The organism is Halomonas urmiana (assembly GCF_005780185.1).
Taxonomy (GTDB): Bacteria; Pseudomonadota; Gammaproteobacteria; order Pseudomonadales; family Halomonadaceae; genus Halomonas; species Halomonas urmiana.
In genome coordinates this window covers 17079-34883 of the sequence record NZ_VBUI01000034.1, presented here as the reverse complement: position 1 = coordinate 34883, position 17805 = coordinate 17079, and the positions used below count along the sequence as shown (strand labels likewise).

At 62.2% G+C, this 17805-nt stretch carries 15 protein-coding genes; 4 read left to right on the top strand and 11 right to left on the bottom strand.

Annotation, left to right across the window (positions count from 1 at the left end; translation table 11 throughout):
- Positions 1 to 24: 24 nt before the first annotated feature.
- The 4 genes from FEI13_RS17105 to FEI13_RS17090 all read right to left on the bottom strand — a co-directional run bounded on the left by FEI13_RS17105 (position 25) and on the right by FEI13_RS17090 (position 3477).
- On the bottom strand, positions 25 to 690 hold the full coding sequence (locus tag FEI13_RS17105; protein ID WP_138182726.1) for an RES family NAD+ phosphorylase: 666 nt from the start codon (positions 688 to 690) through the stop codon (positions 25 to 27).
- Positions 691 to 817: 127 nt separating this feature from the next.
- Positions 818 to 1222, bottom strand: a complete 405-nt coding sequence (locus FEI13_RS17100; RefSeq protein WP_138182725.1) for a hypothetical protein — start codon at positions 1220 to 1222, stop codon at positions 818 to 820.
- A 130-nt stretch (positions 1223 to 1352) separates the two neighbouring features.
- Positions 1353 to 2390 carry a hypothetical protein gene (locus FEI13_RS17095; protein WP_138182724.1) on the bottom strand — a complete coding sequence of 346 codons (1038 nt, stop codon included), beginning with the start codon at positions 2388 to 2390 and terminating at the stop codon, positions 1353 to 1355.
- Positions 2391 to 2469: 79 nt separating this feature from the next.
- Entirely contained in the window at positions 2470 to 3477 is a 1008-nt protein-coding gene (locus tag FEI13_RS17090) for a hypothetical protein (RefSeq protein ID WP_138182723.1), read from the bottom strand.
- Between the two features lie 226 nt (positions 3478 to 3703).
- Between FEI13_RS17090 and FEI13_RS17085 the strand changes: the two genes are divergently transcribed.
- Together FEI13_RS17085 and nfo are read left to right on the top strand one after the other, a co-directional pair.
- Positions 3704 to 4669 (top strand): integron integrase, encoded by a 966-nt coding sequence (locus FEI13_RS17085; protein WP_138182722.1) that lies wholly within the window; start codon positions 3704 to 3706, stop codon positions 4667 to 4669.
- 229 nt (positions 4670 to 4898) lie between these two features.
- Positions 4899 to 5747 (top strand): deoxyribonuclease IV, encoded by an 849-nt coding sequence (gene nfo / locus FEI13_RS17080; protein ID WP_138182721.1) that lies wholly within the window; start codon positions 4899 to 4901, stop codon positions 5745 to 5747.
- Between the two features lie 42 nt (positions 5748 to 5789).
- Here the strand turns inward: nfo and FEI13_RS17075 are convergent, their stop codons facing one another.
- Positions 5790 to 6653: an alpha/beta fold hydrolase gene (locus FEI13_RS17075; RefSeq protein WP_158294566.1), complete on the bottom strand. Its 864-nt coding sequence runs from the start codon at positions 6651 to 6653 to the stop codon at positions 5790 to 5792.
- Positions 6654 to 6793: 140 nt separating this feature from the next.
- Here FEI13_RS17075 and FEI13_RS17070 point away from each other — a divergent pair, with 140 nt between their 5' ends.
- Both FEI13_RS17070 and FEI13_RS17065 read left to right on the top strand, forming a co-directional pair.
- Positions 6794 to 8443 carry a BCCT family transporter gene (locus FEI13_RS17070; RefSeq protein WP_240036556.1) on the top strand — a complete coding sequence of 550 codons (1650 nt, stop codon included), beginning with the start codon at positions 6794 to 6796 and terminating at the stop codon, positions 8441 to 8443.
- Positions 8415 to 8897, top strand: coding sequence for a universal stress protein (locus FEI13_RS17065; RefSeq protein ID WP_138182719.1), 483 nt, complete (start codon positions 8415 to 8417; stop codon positions 8895 to 8897). Before FEI13_RS17070 ends, FEI13_RS17065 begins: the two co-directional genes overlap by 29 nt.
- Positions 8898 to 8998: 101 nt before the next feature.
- Here the strand turns inward: FEI13_RS17065 and FEI13_RS17060 are convergent, their stop codons facing one another.
- The 6 genes from FEI13_RS17060 to FEI13_RS17035 form a co-directional block, all read right to left on the bottom strand.
- Positions 8999 to 10912, bottom strand: coding sequence for an ABC transporter ATP-binding protein (locus tag FEI13_RS17060; protein WP_138182718.1), 1914 nt, complete (start codon positions 10910 to 10912; stop codon positions 8999 to 9001).
- A gap of 372 nt (positions 10913 to 11284) precedes the next feature.
- Positions 11285 to 12214, bottom strand: coding sequence for a LysR family transcriptional regulator (locus FEI13_RS17055; RefSeq protein ID WP_138182717.1), 930 nt, complete (start codon positions 12212 to 12214; stop codon positions 11285 to 11287).
- 132 nt (positions 12215 to 12346) lie between these two features.
- Positions 12347 to 12556, bottom strand: a complete 210-nt coding sequence (locus FEI13_RS17050; RefSeq protein WP_204758415.1) for a hypothetical protein — start codon at positions 12554 to 12556, stop codon at positions 12347 to 12349.
- A 37-nt stretch (positions 12557 to 12593) separates the two neighbouring features.
- Entirely contained in the window at positions 12594 to 13502 is a 909-nt protein-coding gene (locus FEI13_RS17045) for a bestrophin family protein (protein ID WP_138182716.1), read from the bottom strand.
- Positions 13503 to 13595: 93 nt separating this feature from the next.
- Positions 13596 to 16127 (bottom strand): YbcC family protein, encoded by a 2532-nt coding sequence (locus tag FEI13_RS17040; RefSeq protein ID WP_138182715.1) that lies wholly within the window; start codon positions 16125 to 16127, stop codon positions 13596 to 13598.
- Positions 16124 to 17716 carry an NADH-quinone oxidoreductase subunit L gene (locus FEI13_RS17035; protein WP_138182714.1) on the bottom strand — a complete coding sequence of 531 codons (1593 nt, stop codon included), beginning with the start codon at positions 17714 to 17716 and terminating at the stop codon, positions 16124 to 16126. Before FEI13_RS17035 ends, FEI13_RS17040 begins: the two co-directional genes overlap by 4 nt.
- Between the last annotated feature and the right edge of the window lie 89 nt (positions 17717 to 17805).

Genomic DNA, 17805 nt, shown 5'->3' with positions numbered 1-17805 from the left:
CCAAGCCTCCTGTCCAAGTGGAGGTCATATCCTGGCCCAGCTCAGGGGGCGAATTCCACACCCAACGACGAAGAGCCTAATAAACTCTGATATTATTTGTGTTGGCGCATATTCTGATTTTAAGTCAGAAGCTTTTGTAGGTTTAGAAAACGCATTATCTATATCAGACCAAACGGATTTTATAATTTCCTCATAAGACGGCTCTTCGAAAATGAACTTTAATTTAAAGTTGTTGTTACCGTGCTCTACTGAGAAGTCGAGAATCTTAAGATCTCTGGTTATTTTCAAATGAGCCACTGTTAAAATCGCCCCTAACCAAGGACGAACTTCCGCCATGGCGGTTTCTTTATCTGTAGCAACATATAGATGCGGAATTCCCTTTGAGTTAGCTCTTCCTTCTGCCGCACTATCCAATAATGGCTTCATACGATTTGGAGGGAAAGGACAAGGAAAGTCATCCACATGAATATCTTCGCCTGTATCAGGGTCATGCTGGTAATATGGCCTCCATGAGTGCCCGTTCTGAGCGCGCCAAACAATAGAGTCCTTTTTAATTTTATGCTCACGTTCTTGACAGGTATTCACTATAGAATTTAGAAACTCTATAGATTCCTCATCTAAGATAAAGCGCTGCTTTGTATCTACTTTATGTTTAAAGTTCGAATAGCTTCGCCAAGACTTAAAACTCATATCGATTCCTAGGAGAGCACATAACGCCAAAATTCAGCGGCGGTCTTTACGCAGCGAAGCGGAGAAAAGGCCGTCCGGTGGAGGCCCATGAGGGCCGTAACGAACTGGAATGACTGGTTATGGGTGCCTACGGTTTACTCTTTAATTTCAGGACGTTGTTTATTTCTTTTAAACACTCGTGTGCAGCCCCCTTCGGTGGGTTATGCCAAACCCTATCCTGAATTCCGTAATAAAAACGCGAATGAACCTTAGTCTGGGGCTCACCTTTGGAAAAGCGGGATATGCAATACACATCAACCATGTCATCACCATCATTCCATGCTAACCCTGCATCCGTACCAAATAATTTGAACAGATGGGTGTGATGATAGGGTTCATCGCTCCAAGGCAGATACTGATCTCGCTTCGTGTCATACGTTACAGTTCGCGTTCTCGTCGTTACAGAGAGAACCGGCTTCTCCGGCTTGGACGTCAGTTTACCAACGAGGTAGAAGAAACCAACAATCCCAAGCACCCATAGCAACCATGACATTTTTTCACGACCTCCTTTTCCTACAACTCCGTCTAATACCACATGCAAACCGATCCCCATAACGCCGGTGGTAACGGGCGACAACGGAGCGCAGCGTAGTTGGCGTCCCGTTGACCATCTTGTTATACATCTACTTACTTCCCATATTTTGAGCAAGTTTTTGTATGGTGTTTCGATTTTCTTCAAGAGCCATTCGTTTTTCTTCCGTTGCTACGGTGCTCTCTCCCTTTTTTAGCAAAAAGTTTCTCTCAGTTTTCGAAATCTCCTTCACAATTTCTTTCTGGGCATCTTCATCCGATAAGGCGATTGCTTCTTCTAGAGCTAAGTATTTACTTTCCACATTAGTAAGCTCATTGTGAAAGTATTTAATTTCTGACAAGTTGCTTTTATATAGCCCAAGAAAAAAATAAGCAAATATTTCTATGACAATAACCAGTGATATTCTTGGCGCAAAATCTGTAATTAGATATGTATCTACGGCGCCAGGTGAGGTTTTTTCTAAGACAAAGAGGACAAATACAGAAACACCAGATAAGGCCGCAACGCTACCAATTATCAGATTAACTTTTGCGCGTTTACCGAGCTCATTTATCTCATTAGATAATCGCTTCATTGTTCCCAAGAAGTGCTTTTCTAGTCGACTGGATGCGGATTCATCAATATCTTTTCCAAGCTCTAATTTAATTTCATTCAAGTAATCACTCGAAGCAGCGGCGGCTATTTGTTTTTTTAGCGAATTAACCAATTCATTTTTTTCTTCGTCCCCTAGCCAACTAGCCTGTTCCTTTTCTTTGTGCTTTAAAAGGTTCTCTACTTGAGATTTTAAATCTTCGATTTCTCGAAGAGCACCTTTTTGCTCTTTTTGTTGCTTGTCAATTAATCGATGAATTTCTTCTGATGACTTGTTCTGAACAGATTTAGTCTCTATGACTGAAACCTGTTTATCCAGATACTTGTTCAAAAATGAAGCAACCGCTAACAACATACCGCCAGTCATAATTACAGATGGAAGACTATAGCTGGGTATTTCAATACCAAAAAATTGAATATCACGAACCCTGACGAAGACAGAAAGCATCATTGCTGATGTTGTCAAGAAGAGGATCATTATTGCCTGCCTATAAGTAGACAGCAGTGCTTTTATTCGCTTTTGGTGATCATTTTCCATTGGATTCTCTTCTTATGTATAACGCCGCGCTCTGGGGCAAACCGAAGCGCAGCGTAGGTTTGTCCCTAGCAGCGCATTGTTATGCCTTAGCTTGGATAGCCTGTTGGATTTCATTCTTGTGCAACCTTTCAATGACTTTTTCTTCTTTTACTTTTCTAAACTTTCCACCCATTTCTATATACTTAAAATTATCATCTTCTGCATGAACTGGCTCTTTGCCAGCAAAATCGCAAAGATTATGATAATAACTCTTTGCATACCTGTATGCTGCAACAGCTTCATCCGTCGTCTTACCAACGGTTAAAAGCTCCATTTCCTCTTTACCTTCGAGCTTCGTTGGAACGAGAATGCTGCGCTCAGCAAGCTCAACGTATATTTCCGGCAACCCAAGTTTTTCGCTTAACCGATAAATTGTGCTACAGAAATTAGCGATATAAATACTGTACGTCAATTGCGGATTGACGTCTCGAATGATTGAATCCAATTCCCATCTAGCCGATGACAACTCTCTCTCAATATCTTCGAATGCGTCTATATTTATTTGTGGAACGCCATCCTCAGGCTTACCAATAAAGAAATTTTTGTGAACTCTTGGGTGTACTTTGAATTTCCCGATCAAACAATCAAGATACTCAACCTCACCGATTTGGCCGAAATAACCAAATAGCTCTTTTCTGTGAGAATGAAAAAGGTCGATGTTATTTTTCTGATTTGTAATCTTAATCTGCTTGGCTGTTTGTTTCGTTGCATGTAGGCGAGACACAAGAACCGACAATGGTAATGAAAGAGATAAAGCGCCTAGAGGCAGCGTGCTAATTGAAAAAAACACACTCAATCCATCACTTGTCAAAGAGATCGAATAATCCCTCCAAGCGATTACGCCTAAGGCGATAAAATATAAAAATGGAGAAATTATTGAGACCCATAGCAGCCCTTGCTCGGCAAGTCCTCGCTCTTCATCTAACGTCAGCGTGGACTTGAGTCGCTCTATAATCCAAGAGCCACTTCCCAAAACTGCCGAAACGACCAATACCGGTAAAAGAAGAGGCAGAAGCACAAGGGTCACCAAGTAAACTATGTCAGTCAATCAAAACTCTCCTTAGGCATAACAGTGATTGGACTGCACGCTCTGATATTGGATGAACGCGCCTGCGCGTTCAACAACGTTATCGAGCACGCTTCTTAGCACCTAACTTATTGATTTGACGAAACCCGAAGCATAGCTCGGCCACCTATACAGAATTCGCGCGCTTGCACGTTTTGCCAGTACCATTAATACTGTATGCATATCCATGCATCGGGAGGGAGGCGGTATGGAGTCGCAAAGCAGACCGCCGAAGCTGATGGTCCGGGTGAAGGCCACCATGCGGGTAAAGCGGTACAGCCCACGTACCGAAAAGACCTACTGCTACTGGATTCGCTATTTCATTCGTTTCCACGGCGTACGGCATCCCGCCAGCATGGGAGGCTCCGAGGTACGCGCCTTTTTGGAATATCTGGCAGTGGAGCGCCAGGTGGCGGCGGCCACGCAGAATCAGGCGCTGAATGCCCTCGTGTTCCTCTATCGTCACGTCCTCGATCAACCCTTGGGGGATATCGGGGAATTCTCGCGTGCCAGGCGACCTCGCCGGCTTCCGGTGGTGCTATCCCATGAGGACGTCATGCGTGTACTGAGCCAGCTATCTGGCCCCATGAACCTGATGGCCACCTTGATGTACGGCTCGGGATTGCGACTGATCGAAACGTGCCGACTGCGCGTCCGGGATATCGACGTAGAACGACAGATTATTACGGTGAGAGCCGGCAAGGGTGACAAGGACAGAACCACTCTGCTCCCGGCGAGCTGCATTTCTTCATTGCAGCACCAAATCTCCACAGCCAAACGCCACCTCGATGTCCGTCTCGATCATGGCCGCGTGCCAGTAACACTGCCACACGCGCTGGATCGAAAGTATCCCAATGCGGGAGTCTCCCTGGCCTGGCAGTGGCTCTTTCCAGCCAGCCGTCCCTGCTGTGACATGGTTGGCAAGGTGGTGCTTCACCATATCCATCCATCAGCAGTGCAAAGGGCCGTCAAACAGGCGATGAAAGCTGCAGGGCTGCCACGCCCAGGCTCCTGCCATACGCTGCGCCACAGCTTCGCCACCCAGTTACTGAGCCAAGGCACGGATATCCGCACGGTACAGGAGCTACTGGGGCACAAGAGTCTCGAAACCACACAGATCTACACCCATGTGCTGGGCAAGGGCTTTGCCGGTGTCCGAAGCCCGCTCGGCTAGCGGTAATACCCAGGATTCAGCCACGCTACCGCCCCTACCCGGGCATGTTGCGATGACCTCCGCCATCCATGCGATAGTCCCTGCGTGCCGCGCTATGTAACGCTCAAGGCGCTGAATTGAAGCCTTGGCGCCTGAGCCTATGCGAGGCCTTGCCGGGTTGCAAAGTCGAGTTTGGTTGTCGCAGTGCTATGGTAGGGCCTTACCGAAACCATGACGGAAGGAATCCCGCGTGAAATACCTCGGAGCCCATGTCAGTGCCGCCGGCGGCCCCGATCAGGCGGTGTTGCGCGCCGTGGAGATCGGCGCCGATGCCTTCGCCCTGTTCACCAAGAACCAGCGCCAGTGGAAAGCCAAGCCGCTGACCGACGAGGCCATCGAGGCCTTCCGCACGGCCTGCGATAAACACGGCTTCGGCCCGGGGCAGATCCTTCCCCACGACAGTTACCTGATCAACCTCGGCCACCCGGAGAGCGCCGGGCTCGAGAAGTCCCGCGCGGCCTTTCTCGACGAGTTCCAGCGCTGCGAGCAGCTCGGCCTCACCCTGCTCAACTTCCATCCCGGCAGCCACCTGAAGAAGATCAGCGAAGGCGAGTGCCTCACCCGCATCGCCGACTCCATCAACCAGGTGCTCGCCGAGACGCGCGGCGTGACGGCGGTGATCGAGAACACGGCCGGCCAGGGCACCAACCTGGGCTGGCGCTTCGAGCATCTGGCCGAGATCATCGACCAGGTCGATGACACATCGCGGGTCGGGGTCTGCCTCGATACCTGCCACGCCTTCGCCGCCGGCTACGACCTGCGCACCCCGGAGGCCTGCACCGCCACGCTGGATGAATTCGACAAGGTCGTGGGCTTTGCGTACCTGCGCGGCATGCACCTGAACGATGCCAAGAGCGAGTTCGCCAGCCGCGTCGATCGTCATCACAGCCTGGGCCAGGGCAACATCGGGCTGGACGCCTTCACCACCCTCATGCGCGACCCGCGCATCGACGAGATTCCCATGGTGCTGGAAACCGTCGAGCCGGCGATCTGGGCCGAGGAGATCGCTTGGCTGCGTGCTCAGGTCGCCAATACGTGAGTGACGCCGCGAGCGGTCACCGCCCTACCCTGGTGCGAGCCCTCAGTCGTACCCGTCGCGCCCGGGTGCTGGCTTGGCCGGCCCCGGCTCCGCCGCATCCTCGGGACGGGGATGCGCCAGTGTCGCCAGAAACGCCAGCACGGCCGCGTTGACCCTTTCCGGCTGTTCGATGGGCGTCATGTGACCGGCGTCTGGAATCGTCGTGAGGCGGGCGTCCGGCAACTCCGCCTGGATCCGACGGGAGAGCGACGGCGGCAGCATGCGGTCCTCCTCGCCCACCACCACCAAGGCCGGCACGTCGATCTCGTGCAGGCGCCCCACCACCGAATCCCGCCGCATCAGCGCGGCCAGGCACTTGAGCGCCGAGGGCACGTGATTCCGGCCCATCATGGCGCGGGTCTCGCTGACCAGCGCGGGATTGTCGCGCCGCGTGGCGGCGCCGAACATCAGGCGGGTCACGAACGGCAACAATGGGCGGACCCCGAAGGCGCTCACCGCGCCCCCCATGGCGCGATACTTCACCTTGTGCCAGACGCTTTCCGCGCCGGCATCCGTATCCATCAGGATCAGACCGGCGACGCGCTGCGGGTGTTGAATTGCCGCGCGCAGCGCCACCATGCCGCCCATGGAAAGACCGCACCACACCGCCCGCTGAATGCCCAAGGCATCCAGCACGACGATGACGTCGTCGACGGCGTCGTAGAGCGTAAATGGCTCGGTAAGATGGCCGGAGCCGCCGTGGCCGCGCAGATCGACATTGATGACGCGATGCTGCGCCGCCAACACCGGCACCTGCGCGCGCCATATCTCGCCCGAGCCGAGGAAGCTGTGGACGAGCACGATGGGCAGCCCCGTGCCGGCCTCCTCATAGGCGATCGCGACGCCCTGATGGTCGATGACGGACATGGAGCTCTCCGGAAAAAACAGGGCCGATACCGGGCGCCTAGGCGGGCGGGCGCTCGTTGCAAGGCGCCGGGGCATGCCTCGCGCCGACGGCCGCCTGCCTGCAGCCCCGCATCCCCTATGGTAGCGTGAGGACTCCGCCATTGGCCTTTTCCAACGCAACGGAGGCGCGTGTGCTGACATGGCTGCAACGTCGGCTAGGATTGCAGACCATACCGGGAGTCTTCTTCACCTCGGCGGGCATAGCGGCGCTGTTTGTCGCCATCGCGATTCCCTTTGACGAGGCCGTCGCCAGCCATTTCGGCCTGCTCACCGGCTGGGTCGCCGCCAAACTGGGCTGGTTCTACATTCTGGCGGTCAGCGTGCTGCTGATCTTCCTGCTCGGCCTGGCCGTAAGCCGCTATGGCAATATCCGCCTGGGCGACGACGACAGCCGCCCCGATTACTCCAACCTCACCTGGTTCACCATGCTGTTCGCCGCCGGCATCGGTACCATCCTGATGTTCTGGGGCGTGGCGGAGCCGATTTCCCACTTCGCCCATCCGCCCTTCGACGGCGTCACGCCAGGCTCGGAGCAGGCAGCCGGCGATGCCATGACCTTCGCGCTGTACCACTTCGGCCTGCACACCTGGACCATCTTCGCCATGCCGGGCTTGGCAATCGGCTACTTTGCCTACCGCCACGGTCTCCCCATGCGCATCAGCAGCCTGTTCTACCCCATTCTGGGCGAACGCGCCTTCGGGCCCTGGGGCTGGGCCATCGATGTGATCGCGGTGCTGGGCACGCTGTTCGGGGTCGCCACCTCGCTGGGGCTGGGCACGCTGCAGCTGAACAGCGGCCTGAACTATCTGGTAGGCGCGCCCACCAGCCCACTGGTCCAGGTCGGCCTGATCGCCGTCATCACCGGCATCGCCGCCATCTCGGTCGCCCTCGGGCTGGACAAGGGCGTTCGCCGCCTCTCCCAGGTCAATATCGTCCTGGCCATGCTGCTGCTGGCGTTCGTGGGTGTTGTCGGCCCCACGGTGTTCATTGCCGAGGGCATGGTGCAGAGCGTGGGCGACTACCTCAGCGCCCTGCCCAGGCTGGCCTTCTGGACCGAAACCTACAAGGAGACCGACTGGCAGCGGCAGTGGACCCTGTTCTACTGGGCCTGGACCATTTCCTGGGCGCCCTACGTCGGCATCTTCATTGCCCGCATTTCGCGGGGACGCACCATTCGCGAGTTCGTAGGCGGCGTGCTGTTTGCCCCCACGGTCTTCACGCTGGTGTGGTTCGGCATCTTCGGGCTCTCGGCCATCCAGGGGGAAATGAGCGGCCAGCTGTCGCTGGCGGCCCAGGTGCAGCAGGACCCCTCGGTGGCCATCTTCGCCTTTCTGGAAGGCGTTCCGCTGACGAGCGTGGCGTCGGCCTTGAGCGTAGTCATTATCGTGATCTTCTTTACCACGTCGTCGGATTCCGCCTCGCTGGTGATCGATCTGTTGACCCGGCGCGATGATCAGCCCTCGCAGGTGCGCCAGCGTATTTTCTGGGCCGTCGCGCAGGGCGGCATTGCCGCCACGCTGTTGCTGGCCGGCGGCCTGGACGCCCTGCAGAACGTCATCACCGCCCTGGGGCTTCCCTTCTGCATTCTGCTGGTGTTCATGAGCATCGCACTGCTTCGGGCGCTGCGGGCAGACTATCGCGGCTTCAGCGTCGATGAGCTGGTTCAGGGCAGAGCCTTTCCGGAGGTGGAGGGCTTCGCTACGCCGAAACGGGAGACCGCTGATGTATCAGAAACTATTGCTCGCCATTGACCCGGAAGACGATGGTGAAGGTAAGTGCGCCATCGCAGCGGCCGTGGAGCTGCTCGCCGACGACGGCGAGCTTCACCTGGCCAGCGTCTATCATCCCGGCGGCGGCGGCTTTTTCCCCCATGTGACAGACGAGGCACCGCAGGAGAAGGAAGCCGAGGTCCGCAAGACCCTGGATCTGCTGGTGCGCAAGTACCTGCCGATGGATCGCACCGCCAGCCTGCATGCCTTGGCCGGCAATGCCGGCGAGAAGCTGGTGGGCCTGGCGGCTCAGCTCGGTGCCGACCTGATGATCCTGGTGTCCCGCGGCAGCAGCGGGCGCTGGCCACTGCGCCGTGCCACCGTGGAGTACGTGGCGGTGAACGCCCCGTGTCGGGTGCTGGTGCTGCCGGCGCTGGAGAAGGCACAGGACGGCGCTCAGGCCGATGAAGGGGCCAAGCAGGACGGGGGGCAGTAGCAGTAGCAGTAGCAGTAGCAGTAGCAGTAGCAGCTTCGCCCACGCGCCCCAAGCTATGGCTCACGACTGATGCACGGCGCCGTCCTGCCCGGGCGCGAGCCTCAGTCGGGCCCATCGCGCCCGGACGCCGGCTCGGCCTGCACCGATTCGGCCTCGTCATCGATATCCTCGCCGATAAAGCCACCGGACTGGCGCCGCCACAGGGCGGCATAGAGGCCGTCCTTGGCCAGCAGCTCCCGGTGGCTGCCGCTCTCGACGATCTGCCCCTCATCGAGCACCACCAGGCGGTCGAGCATGGCAATGGTCGAAAGCCGGTGGGCGATGGCGATCACCGTCTTGCCCTCCATCAGCGTATAGAGCTGCTCCTGAATCGCCGCCTCCACCTCGGAATCCAGCGCCGAAGTGGCCTCGTCCAGCACCAGGATGGGCGCGTTCTTGAGCAGCACCCGGGCGATGGCGATACGCTGGCGCTGGCCGCCGGAGAGCTTGACCCCGCGCTCGCCCACATGGGCATCCAGGCCGCGGCGGCCCTGCAGGTCCACCAGGTCATCGATGAAGGTATCGGCATGGGCGCGACGCAACGCCTCCTGGATCTGTTCCTCGCTGGCCTGGGGGCTGCCGTAGCGGATGTTGTCGCGCACCGAGCGGTGCAGCAACGAGGTGTCCTGCGTGACCATGCCGATATGCCGGCGCAGCGACTCCTGGGTCACACCGGTGATCTCCTGACCGTCGATCAGGATGCGCCCGCCCTCCAGATCGAAGAAGCGCAGCAGCAGGTTGGCCAGGGTCGACTTGCCGGCCCCGGAGCGGCCGATCAGTCCCACTTTTTCACCAGGGGCGATGGTCAGGTCGAGGCCGTCGAAGACCCGCCGGCCCTGGCCGTCGGGGCGCGCATAGCCGAAGCGCAGCGCCTCGAAGCGTATCTCGCCGCGTGGCACCGTCAGCGCCCTGGCATCGGGGGCGTCCTGGACCGCCGGCTCCTGGGCGATGGTATTGAGGCCATCCTGCACGGTGCCGATGTTTTCGAAGAGCCCGGCCACCTCCCAGAGAATCCAGTCGGACATGAAGCGGATGCGCATCACCAGGGCGATCGCCACGGCGATGATCCCCAGCGACACCGCCTCCAGGTACCAGGCGCCGATGGCCATGGCGGCCACGCCGGCCAGCAGCAAGGAGTTGAGCACCGTCAGGCTGACGGTCAGGCCGGTGGCCAGGCGCATCTGCCGATACACGGTGCCCATGAAGCCCTCCATGGCATCCCGGGCATAGGCCTGCTCGCGACGGGTATCGGCGAACAGCTTGATGGTCTGGATATTGCTGTAGCTATCGACGATACGCCCGGTCATCACCGCCCGGGCGTCGGCCTGCGCCATGGAGACCGCCCGCAGGCGCGGCACGAAGACCCACATGATGGCGATATACCCAACCAGCCAGAGCACCAGCGGCAGCATCAGCCAGGGCTCGGCGCGGCCCATCAGCAGCATGGCCCCGGTGAAGTAGACGAGCACATAGACCATCAGGTCCATCAGCTTCATCACCGTCTCGCGCATCGCCAGGGCCGTCTGCATCACCTTCTGGGACACCCGCCCGGCAAACTCGTCCTGATAGAAGGCCAGGCTCTGGCCGAGCATGTGGCGATGCGCCAGCCAGCGGCCGATCATCGGGTAGTTGCCGAAGATGCTCTGCTGGGTCACCAGCGACTGCAGCAGGGTCAGCAGCGGCAGGCCGATCACCACCAGCGCCGCCATGCCGGCCAGGCGCCAGCCATGCTCGGCGAAGAAGCGCTCACGCTCGGCGCCGGACAGCCAGTCCACCAGCTCGCCCATGGTGTGGAAGAAGAACACCTCCGCCGCCGAGACCAGTGCCGTCAGCAGCGACATCACGACCAGCAGCGGCAGCACCGGCCGCGAAAAGTGCAGGATAAAGGCGAACAAGCCCCTGGGGGGTGTGCCCCGGTTGTCCTCGGGATAGGGGTTCACCAGGGTCTCGAAATAGCGCAAGAGGGCGCGAAACATGGCAGCCGTCCGGTTGCAGGGGGTGAGCTCGACGTTCTCGAGACTCGTGCAGGATAGCCAAGCGAGGACCTGGCCTGCACCTGGGGATGCAAAACGGACATTCGTCGGTTGATGCCGATCACCACTGCGTCATATCGATCCACAGCGATCTTCACACGGAAGCGATCTCGGTGCTGAGCACGATCGAACACGGCGCGTTCAGCTGATGGGGCCCGGTGCTACCGGAGCGAGCCGTCGCGTTTCCTGGACACGTGCAGCAGCACCGGTGCCAGCGACCACGATGGCGAGCGCTGGAATCAATCGCCGTGGTGACCCCGCTGCACATCAAACAGCGGAGCATCCGGGGCCGGTCGCCGGGTCGAGCCCCGACCCTCAGGCGGGCAGATTGGCCTCGTCCACCAGCCATTCGCGGAACTGCCGGGCGATGGGGCGTTCCAGACCGACGCCGGCGCTGACGACGTAATACGCCTGGTCGCAGTTCAGCGGGCGTTCGGTGGCGACGACGAGCTTGCCGGCGCTCAATTCTGCCTGGTGGAGGTCCCGGCTGCCGAGCAGGATGCCCTGGCCGGCGAGGGCCGCTTCCAGCGCGAGCAGGCCGTTGCCGAATCGCAGCTCGCGCAGCGTTCCGGCCTCGCCTCCCTGCTGCTGGAACCACGCCTTCCAGCCGCAGGGCTCGTCGAAGCGGTTGAGGGTGCTGTCGCACAGCAGCGGCAGCCCGCGCAGGGTGTCGACACCGTCCACGCTGGCGGCCAGTTCCGGCGTGCCGATGGGCACGAGCTCGAGCCCCATGAGCCGCTCGGGCTCGATGTCGGCGTAGTGGCCGTAGCCGAGGCGCACGGAGACGTCGACGCCGGCGCGCTTGAGCTCGGCGACCCCGAAATCACCCTCCCGGTTGCGATCCACGGTGTGCAGGCTCGCCTGCAGCCGCACTTCGGCCTCCGGGCAGCGGGCGTAGAAGCGATGCAGGCGCGGCACGATCCATTTGGTGGCGAACAGCGGCTCGGCGCACACGGTGACGATCAGGCGCTCCTCGCCGTAGGCGCGGATCTTGTCCACCGCCCGCCCCAGGGTCTCGAACCCCTCCTGCAGCTCCGGCAGGGCCATGCGCGCGGCGGGGGTCAGGCTGACCCGCCGGTGATGGCGCACGAACAGGTCGACGCCGAGATACTCCTCCAGCGCCTTGACCTGATGGCTGATCGCCGCCGGCGTGACGTTGAGCTCCTTGGCGGCCGCGGCGAAACTCCGGGTTCGCGCGGCGACCTCGAAGTAGGAGAGGGCAATCAGCGGTGGGCGTCGTGACATGGCCAATACTCGCAACGATGGCGGTGGGGCAGTGCGCGATCCAGTGCCGCGCTCGGCGGCCACTATAATCGCTAAGGGGGTAAAAGACAGGCCGCTATCTCACGGCCGCCTCGGCCCCACCTTGCCGGCGGCTCAGGCGGTCAGCGGGGCCTCGAGCTGCTGGCGCAACAGGAACTTCTGGATCTTGCCGGTCGAGGTGGTCGGCAATGGCCCGAAGATCACCTTCTTGGGCGCCTTGAAGCGGCTGATGTTCTCCTGACAGAACGCGATCAGGGCCGCTTCGGTGAATACTCCTTTTATGGACCAGCCCCCGAGCGGGACAACCGACTCGGGGCTTTGCATTAGGACGAACATCTCCGCGGCAAGAGACAAGCGCCTGCTACTGCAGCTCGAACTCCACCGGCCGCAGCGGCTCGGGTGCCGGGTCGCCCAGCGCCTCGGCCACGCTGATCTCGTGCACCCGGCAGATGGCGTCCAGCGGCAGGTCGTTGGTCTGGCGGCCGAAGGGAAATTCCAGCTGTTCCGAGAGGCGATCTAGCCCGAAGAAGGTGTAGGCCACGATGGCGGTAAACACCGGGGTGAACCAGCCCGCGCCCGGCACCAGCCCGAACGGTAGCAGGTAGCAATAGACGTAGGCGGTGCGATGCGCCAAGAGCGTGTAGGCGAATGGCAGCGGCGTCTGGGCGATCCGCTCCGAGGCGGACTGGATGCCGGCCATGCCGTGCAGGTGCCGGTCGAGCGCCGCCGCGGCCACCGAGTCGATCTCCCCGGCCCGCCGGGCCTCGGCCACCACCTCGCCGGCCTGCTGCAGCATGAACGCCGCGGGGTTGCGGGTGCCCAGCGCCAGGTCGACCAGGGCCGCGGAGAGCGAAGCCGGCAGGTCCGCGCGCACCTCCTCCTCGCGCAGCTGCCCGCGCAGCAGGTGGGCATGGGCCAGCGCGCGCATCATCAGCTCACGGCGCCGCTCGGGGCCCAGGTAGATCCCGCCGGCCCGCGCCAGGCTGCGCATCTCATAGACCATGCGCCCCCACTGCTGGCGCGCCTCCCACCAGCGGTTGTAGGTCGCCGTGTTGCGCACACTCAAGAGGATCGACAGTGCGATCCCCATGAGGGTGAACGGTAGCAGCGTGTATTCGACGATGCCATCCAGGTAGTGATGGCGAGAGACCCAGGTGACGGCCGTGGCGAACAGACCGGCCAGCAGGATGTGAGGGAAGATATGGGGCAACACCGAGCCTTTCCAGGCCAGCATCAGCCCGAGCGCACCGGGGCGATCACGAACGATCACGACACAACGACTCCGAACGGCGAAAGCGGCGATGGTGTCACAGCACCCTGATGGAGGAAAGCTAGGCGCTTCTTGAGCGCTGCTTCATCGGTTCTACCCGCCGCCGCTTTGCGCCGAATCGCGCTGCAAGCAGTGCTCCCACGTACCTCGCCACTCGCCGCGGTAGGCAAGGATCTCGCCGGTGTCGTCGTCGAGGGCGAAGAGGTGCAGCCAGTCGTTGCCTACCAGCGACTGCAGGATCTCGTGACGCGCGATGATGGCCTTGATCGCCGCCGTGGGCGCCGCGAGGTAGACGCTCAGGCGCAGGGGCTCGTGCCGCCAGCGCTCGCCGTCGTGCAGCGACTGCATCGGCAGGCCGATGCGCAGGTCGCCGCCGTTGCCCTCGAACACCCCGATATGCCCGCCGACCACGTTGTGCAGCACCTTGTTGCCGCTGCCGAACTTGCGGTTGTCGGTGACGGAGGCGTTGTACTGCATGTTGATCCAGTGGGCGACGACCATGGGCGCGGTCATGATCAGCTCCAGCCGCGAGAAATCGGCGTCGGTGCGCCAGTCGTAGTCGTGCAGGAAGCTGCGCCCGGCGAGATCGAGGGGGGCGGTGACGCGTCGCGGCGCGGCGATGAAGCTGGCGTTGTTGGCCAGGCCCCACTCCGGGCGGGTCTGCGACCAGTCGGCGCCGCGGCGATCGAGGATCTTCTCGAGCTCGACCGCGTCGCCCGACAGGCCGAGCCGCGGGGCGCGCTCGCGCCGGGCCTGGGCGCCGGCCTGTTCGAGCCAGGAGCGCTGCTCTTCGCTCAGCGAGAAGGCATCCTCCACGCCCTCCGGCAGCTCGATGCGGTCGGTGATGGTGTGGTGCAGCGCGGGCACGAAGCGGGTCGTTTCCGGGATGACGAGGCCGGCCTCGGCCAGCGCCTCGCGCAGCGCGGGATCGTTGAGCAGCCGCGCCAGGGCGCGCACCGAGACCTCGCCCGACTGCCCGCCGCAGGCGCCGCACTCGAGCCCCGCGGCATGCGGGTTGTTGCTGCTGTGGCTGCCGTGGCCCACCAGCAGCACCCGGGGCGCGAGACCCTCGGTGAGGCCCATGGCGCCCAGCACGGTCTGGGCGAGCGCCGCCTTGTCGGCCAGGCTCAGCGCCTCGCCGCTGTCGCGCCAGTGCCAGCTGAGCTCGTCCATGGCGAGCGGCTCGCGCCTGGCCTTGGCGTCGAGCGAACGGCGCAGCAGCTTGCCGGCATAGAGCAGGCCGCCCGCCTCCACGGCAGTGAAGCTGGCACTCGCCGTGCGGCTCCACTCCTGCAGGCGCGCCTGCCAGTTCAGCCGCTTCGCCGAGCGCGCCGCGCCCTCGCCCGCCCCGCTCCTGAGCGTCACCTTGGGCGCCAGCAGGCCCGGCAGGTGGGGCTGGGCCAGCGCGGTGCCGCCCTGCTGGTGTTCCAGGGGCAGGCCGAAGAAGCCGGCGAAGCCCAGGGTCTGGATGGCCGGGCTCTGCCGTTCCAGCGCCCGGCGCAGCGGCTCGGAGCGCACGTCGATGCAGAACACCGCCTGCAGCTGCGGCGCGGTGGGCGCCGATGCCGGCGCGCGCGCCGCCTCGCCCAAGGCGCGGTGCAGCGACGCCTGGTAGGCGAGCTCGCTGGCGAGCTGCCACACCCACAGGGGCTGCTGGGCGCGCTGATGGCGCTCGACGCGCTCCGGCAGCTCCACCAGCTCGGCGTGCCACAGCCGCGTCAGGCGCTCGGCCTGGTCGGGCTGCTCCGCCCGGATGTAGCGCCACAGCACCAGCTCCCAGGCCAGGCGCATCGCCAGCAGGCTGCGCATGTCCGACGCCAGCCGCTCGTGCTCACTCTCACCGTCAGGCGCGGCCAGCGCCCGCTGCCAATCCTGGTAGGCGACCCAGGCGGCCCAGCCGTTGATGTCGAGCAGCAGCGCCTGGGCGTAGTGCTCGAGCCGGCCGGCCTCCACATCCAGCTCGGCGATGGCGGCCTGGAAGAGGCCGGCCTCGGTGTCCGGCAGGGTCTTGAAGTAGCGGCGCAGCCGCGGCTCGCCCATCAGGATGGCGATGCCACGATCCTTGAGGGTGATGTCCCGCCAGTGCTGGAAGAGCCGCTTGCCGCGGGGGGCGTTCAGACGCTCGGCGTTGAGCGGCCCGTCCTCCTGGAAGTAGGCGGCGCAGAACTGGCTGATCTGCTGGGTGATCTCGTCCCGCCAGGCCATCTTGTGCTGGCGGTCGCGGCGGGCATCGATCAGGTCGCTGATGTTGTGCCAGTGGGGCAGCCGGGCGAGCTCGTCGACGACGACCAGCAGGTTCTTGTAGCCGCCCGGATAGTCGAGCCGCTCGGCCGCCTCGGCGAGATGCTCATCTGTGATCTCGCCGCGCTGCCAGGCACCCAGGTAGTGGCTCGGTGGCATCAGGCAGTGGATGTTGCCGAGCGCCGAGAGCCGCGCCGAGACCGTGGCGGCGTCCTCCCCGCGCTGGGTCCAGTAGGGGCTCACCGCGATCAGCCGATCCAGCGGCCAGCTCGGGGCGATGCGCGCGCAGGCCCGGTCCAGCGCCGCTTCCTGGGCCTCGGTCAGGGGCGCGACATCGCTCGCATCGTCCATCCGTGCGACCTGGGTGTTGTCGAGACTCGTCATAGGGAACTCCCGCGAAAGGCGGTGTGCAGCTGCTTGGCCTTGATGCGGCCGGGCAGCTCGTGGGGCCAGAGCTTCAGGGTGGTACGGGTGACCCACTCATCCAGGTAGAAACCGGCGTAGCAGTAGCGATTGAGCGTCTGCGAGCCGCGGTGGTGCAGGCCATGGCGCTTCAGCCAGTAGCCCGCGAAGAGCAGCAGGAACAGCGCGCTGACCCAGAGGTCCGCCCAGGGCGAGACCGTGTGCCCGGTCGCCGGAAGGAAGGCGGCGAACAGCGTCTTGAGGCCGACATAGGCGAGCACCACCAGCGCGGCCAGGCCGGCAAAAGCGCCGAGGCCGCCCGCAGTGCGCTCGCTGCCACGCTCGGCCAGCAGCACAGTCAGCGCCAGCGTGAGCAGCACCCAGGGGCTGTTCGCCGCGAAGGCCGGGGCGTCGGTGAGGCTGCGCGCGAGCGCCACCGCGCCCGCCACCAGCACGGCGCTGGCGAGGCCCGCCGAGAGCCACTGGCCCGGCGTGGGGCTGCGACCCGGGGCCCGGCGGCGCAGCAGGTCCTGCTCGACCGCCTCGCCCGAGCTCAGGAAGGCGTAGGCCTTGTAGCAGGAGTGGGCGAGCAGGTGCAGCAGCGCCAACTCCACCAGCCCCAGGGCGATCTCGACCAGCATCAGGCCCATCTGCGCGCTGGTCGACCAGGCCAGGCGCACCTTGATGCTGACACGGGTCATCATGACCAGTGCCGCCAGCACGCTGCCGATGCCGGCGACGACGAGCAGCAGCGCCTGGGCGGGCGCGGACTGCAGCAGCAGCGGCGAGAACAGCAGCAGCAGGTAGCCGCCGAGGTTGATGACGCCGCCGTGCAGCGCCGCCGAGACCGGCGTGGGCGCCTCGACCACCTGGATCAGCCAGCCGTGCAGCGGCAGCTGAGCGCACTTGATCAGCGCCGCCAGGGCGAGCAGGCAGGCCGCCGCCTGTTCGCCGAGGGTCAGCGTGCCCTCGGACGAGGCCTGACTGTCACCATAGGCGCCGATAATGACGCTGATCCGCGCGGTGTCGTGGTGCAGATAGAGCAGCACGAAGGCCGTCAGGGCACAGAGCTCGGCGGCGCGAGCGAAGAGGAACTTCTTGTGTGCCGCCAGAGCGGCGCGGGGCCGGTCAGGATAAAACATCAGCAGCTGGTGCATCGCCAGGCTGATGGCGAACCAGGCGAGCAGGAAGAGCACCAGGTGATCGCTCAGCACCGCCACGCTGACCGCCGCGAAGACGGCCTGGACGAGCGCGATGAAGCGCCGCTGGCGGGGCTCGCCCTGCAGGTAGGTGGCGCTGTAGCGCACCACCACGAAGGCGATGAAGTTGGCGAGCAGCAGCATGATCAACTGCAGCGGCGCGGTCTGCCAGCCCCCGCTCACGGTGGGCAGCAGCTGCGCCGCACCCAGCCCCAGCAGCAGCGCCGAGACGCCCAGGCCGCAAAGCGTCGTGGCCTGGGCCGTGCGCCAGGCGCGCTCGCGCGGCTGGCGAGTACTCAAGGCGGCCCCCAGCGCCAGCGCAATGGGCACCAGGGCCAGCAGCCAAGGGGACAACAACTCGATCCACTGCATGAGATGACTCCGCTCGTTCAAGTGCGAGCAGTATCGAGCGCCCTATGCTTTAATTAAAATATATATAAATTTATCTATTGTTCTATAAA

What these genes read in the sequence shown, in the direction of transcription:
- FEI13_RS17105 (WP_138182726.1), bottom strand. Translation starts at nt 690, where the DNA reads ATGAGTTTTAAGTCTTGGCGAAGCTATTCGAACTTTAAACATAAAGTA.
- FEI13_RS17100 (WP_138182725.1), bottom strand. Translation starts at nt 1,222, where the DNA reads ATGTCATGGTTGCTATGGGTGCTTGGGATTGTTGGTTTCTTCTACCTC.
- FEI13_RS17095 (WP_138182724.1), bottom strand. Translation starts at nt 2,390, where the DNA reads ATGGAAAATGATCACCAAAAGCGAATAAAAGCACTGCTGTCTACTTAT.
- FEI13_RS17085 (WP_138182722.1), top strand. Translation starts at nt 3,704, where the DNA reads ATGGAGTCGCAAAGCAGACCGCCGAAGCTGATGGTCCGGGTGAAGGCC.
- FEI13_RS17075 (WP_158294566.1), bottom strand. Translation starts at nt 6,653, where the DNA reads ATGTCCGTCATCGACCATCAGGGCGTCGCGATCGCCTATGAGGAGGCC.
- FEI13_RS17065 (WP_138182719.1), top strand. Translation starts at nt 8,415, where the DNA reads ATGTATCAGAAACTATTGCTCGCCATTGACCCGGAAGACGATGGTGAA.
- FEI13_RS17060 (WP_138182718.1), bottom strand. Translation starts at nt 10,912, where the DNA reads ATGTTTCGCGCCCTCTTGCGCTATTTCGAGACCCTGGTGAACCCCTAT.
- FEI13_RS17055 (WP_138182717.1), bottom strand. Translation starts at nt 12,214, where the DNA reads ATGTCACGACGCCCACCGCTGATTGCCCTCTCCTACTTCGAGGTCGCC.
- FEI13_RS17050 (WP_204758415.1), bottom strand. Translation starts at nt 12,556, where the DNA reads ATGCAAAGCCCCGAGTCGGTTGTCCCGCTCGGGGGCTGGTCCATAAAA.
- FEI13_RS17040 (WP_138182715.1), bottom strand. Translation starts at nt 16,127, where the DNA reads ATGACGAGTCTCGACAACACCCAGGTCGCACGGATGGACGATGCGAGC.
- FEI13_RS17035 (WP_138182714.1), bottom strand. Translation starts at nt 17,716, where the DNA reads ATGCAGTGGATCGAGTTGTTGTCCCCTTGGCTGCTGGCCCTGGTGCCC.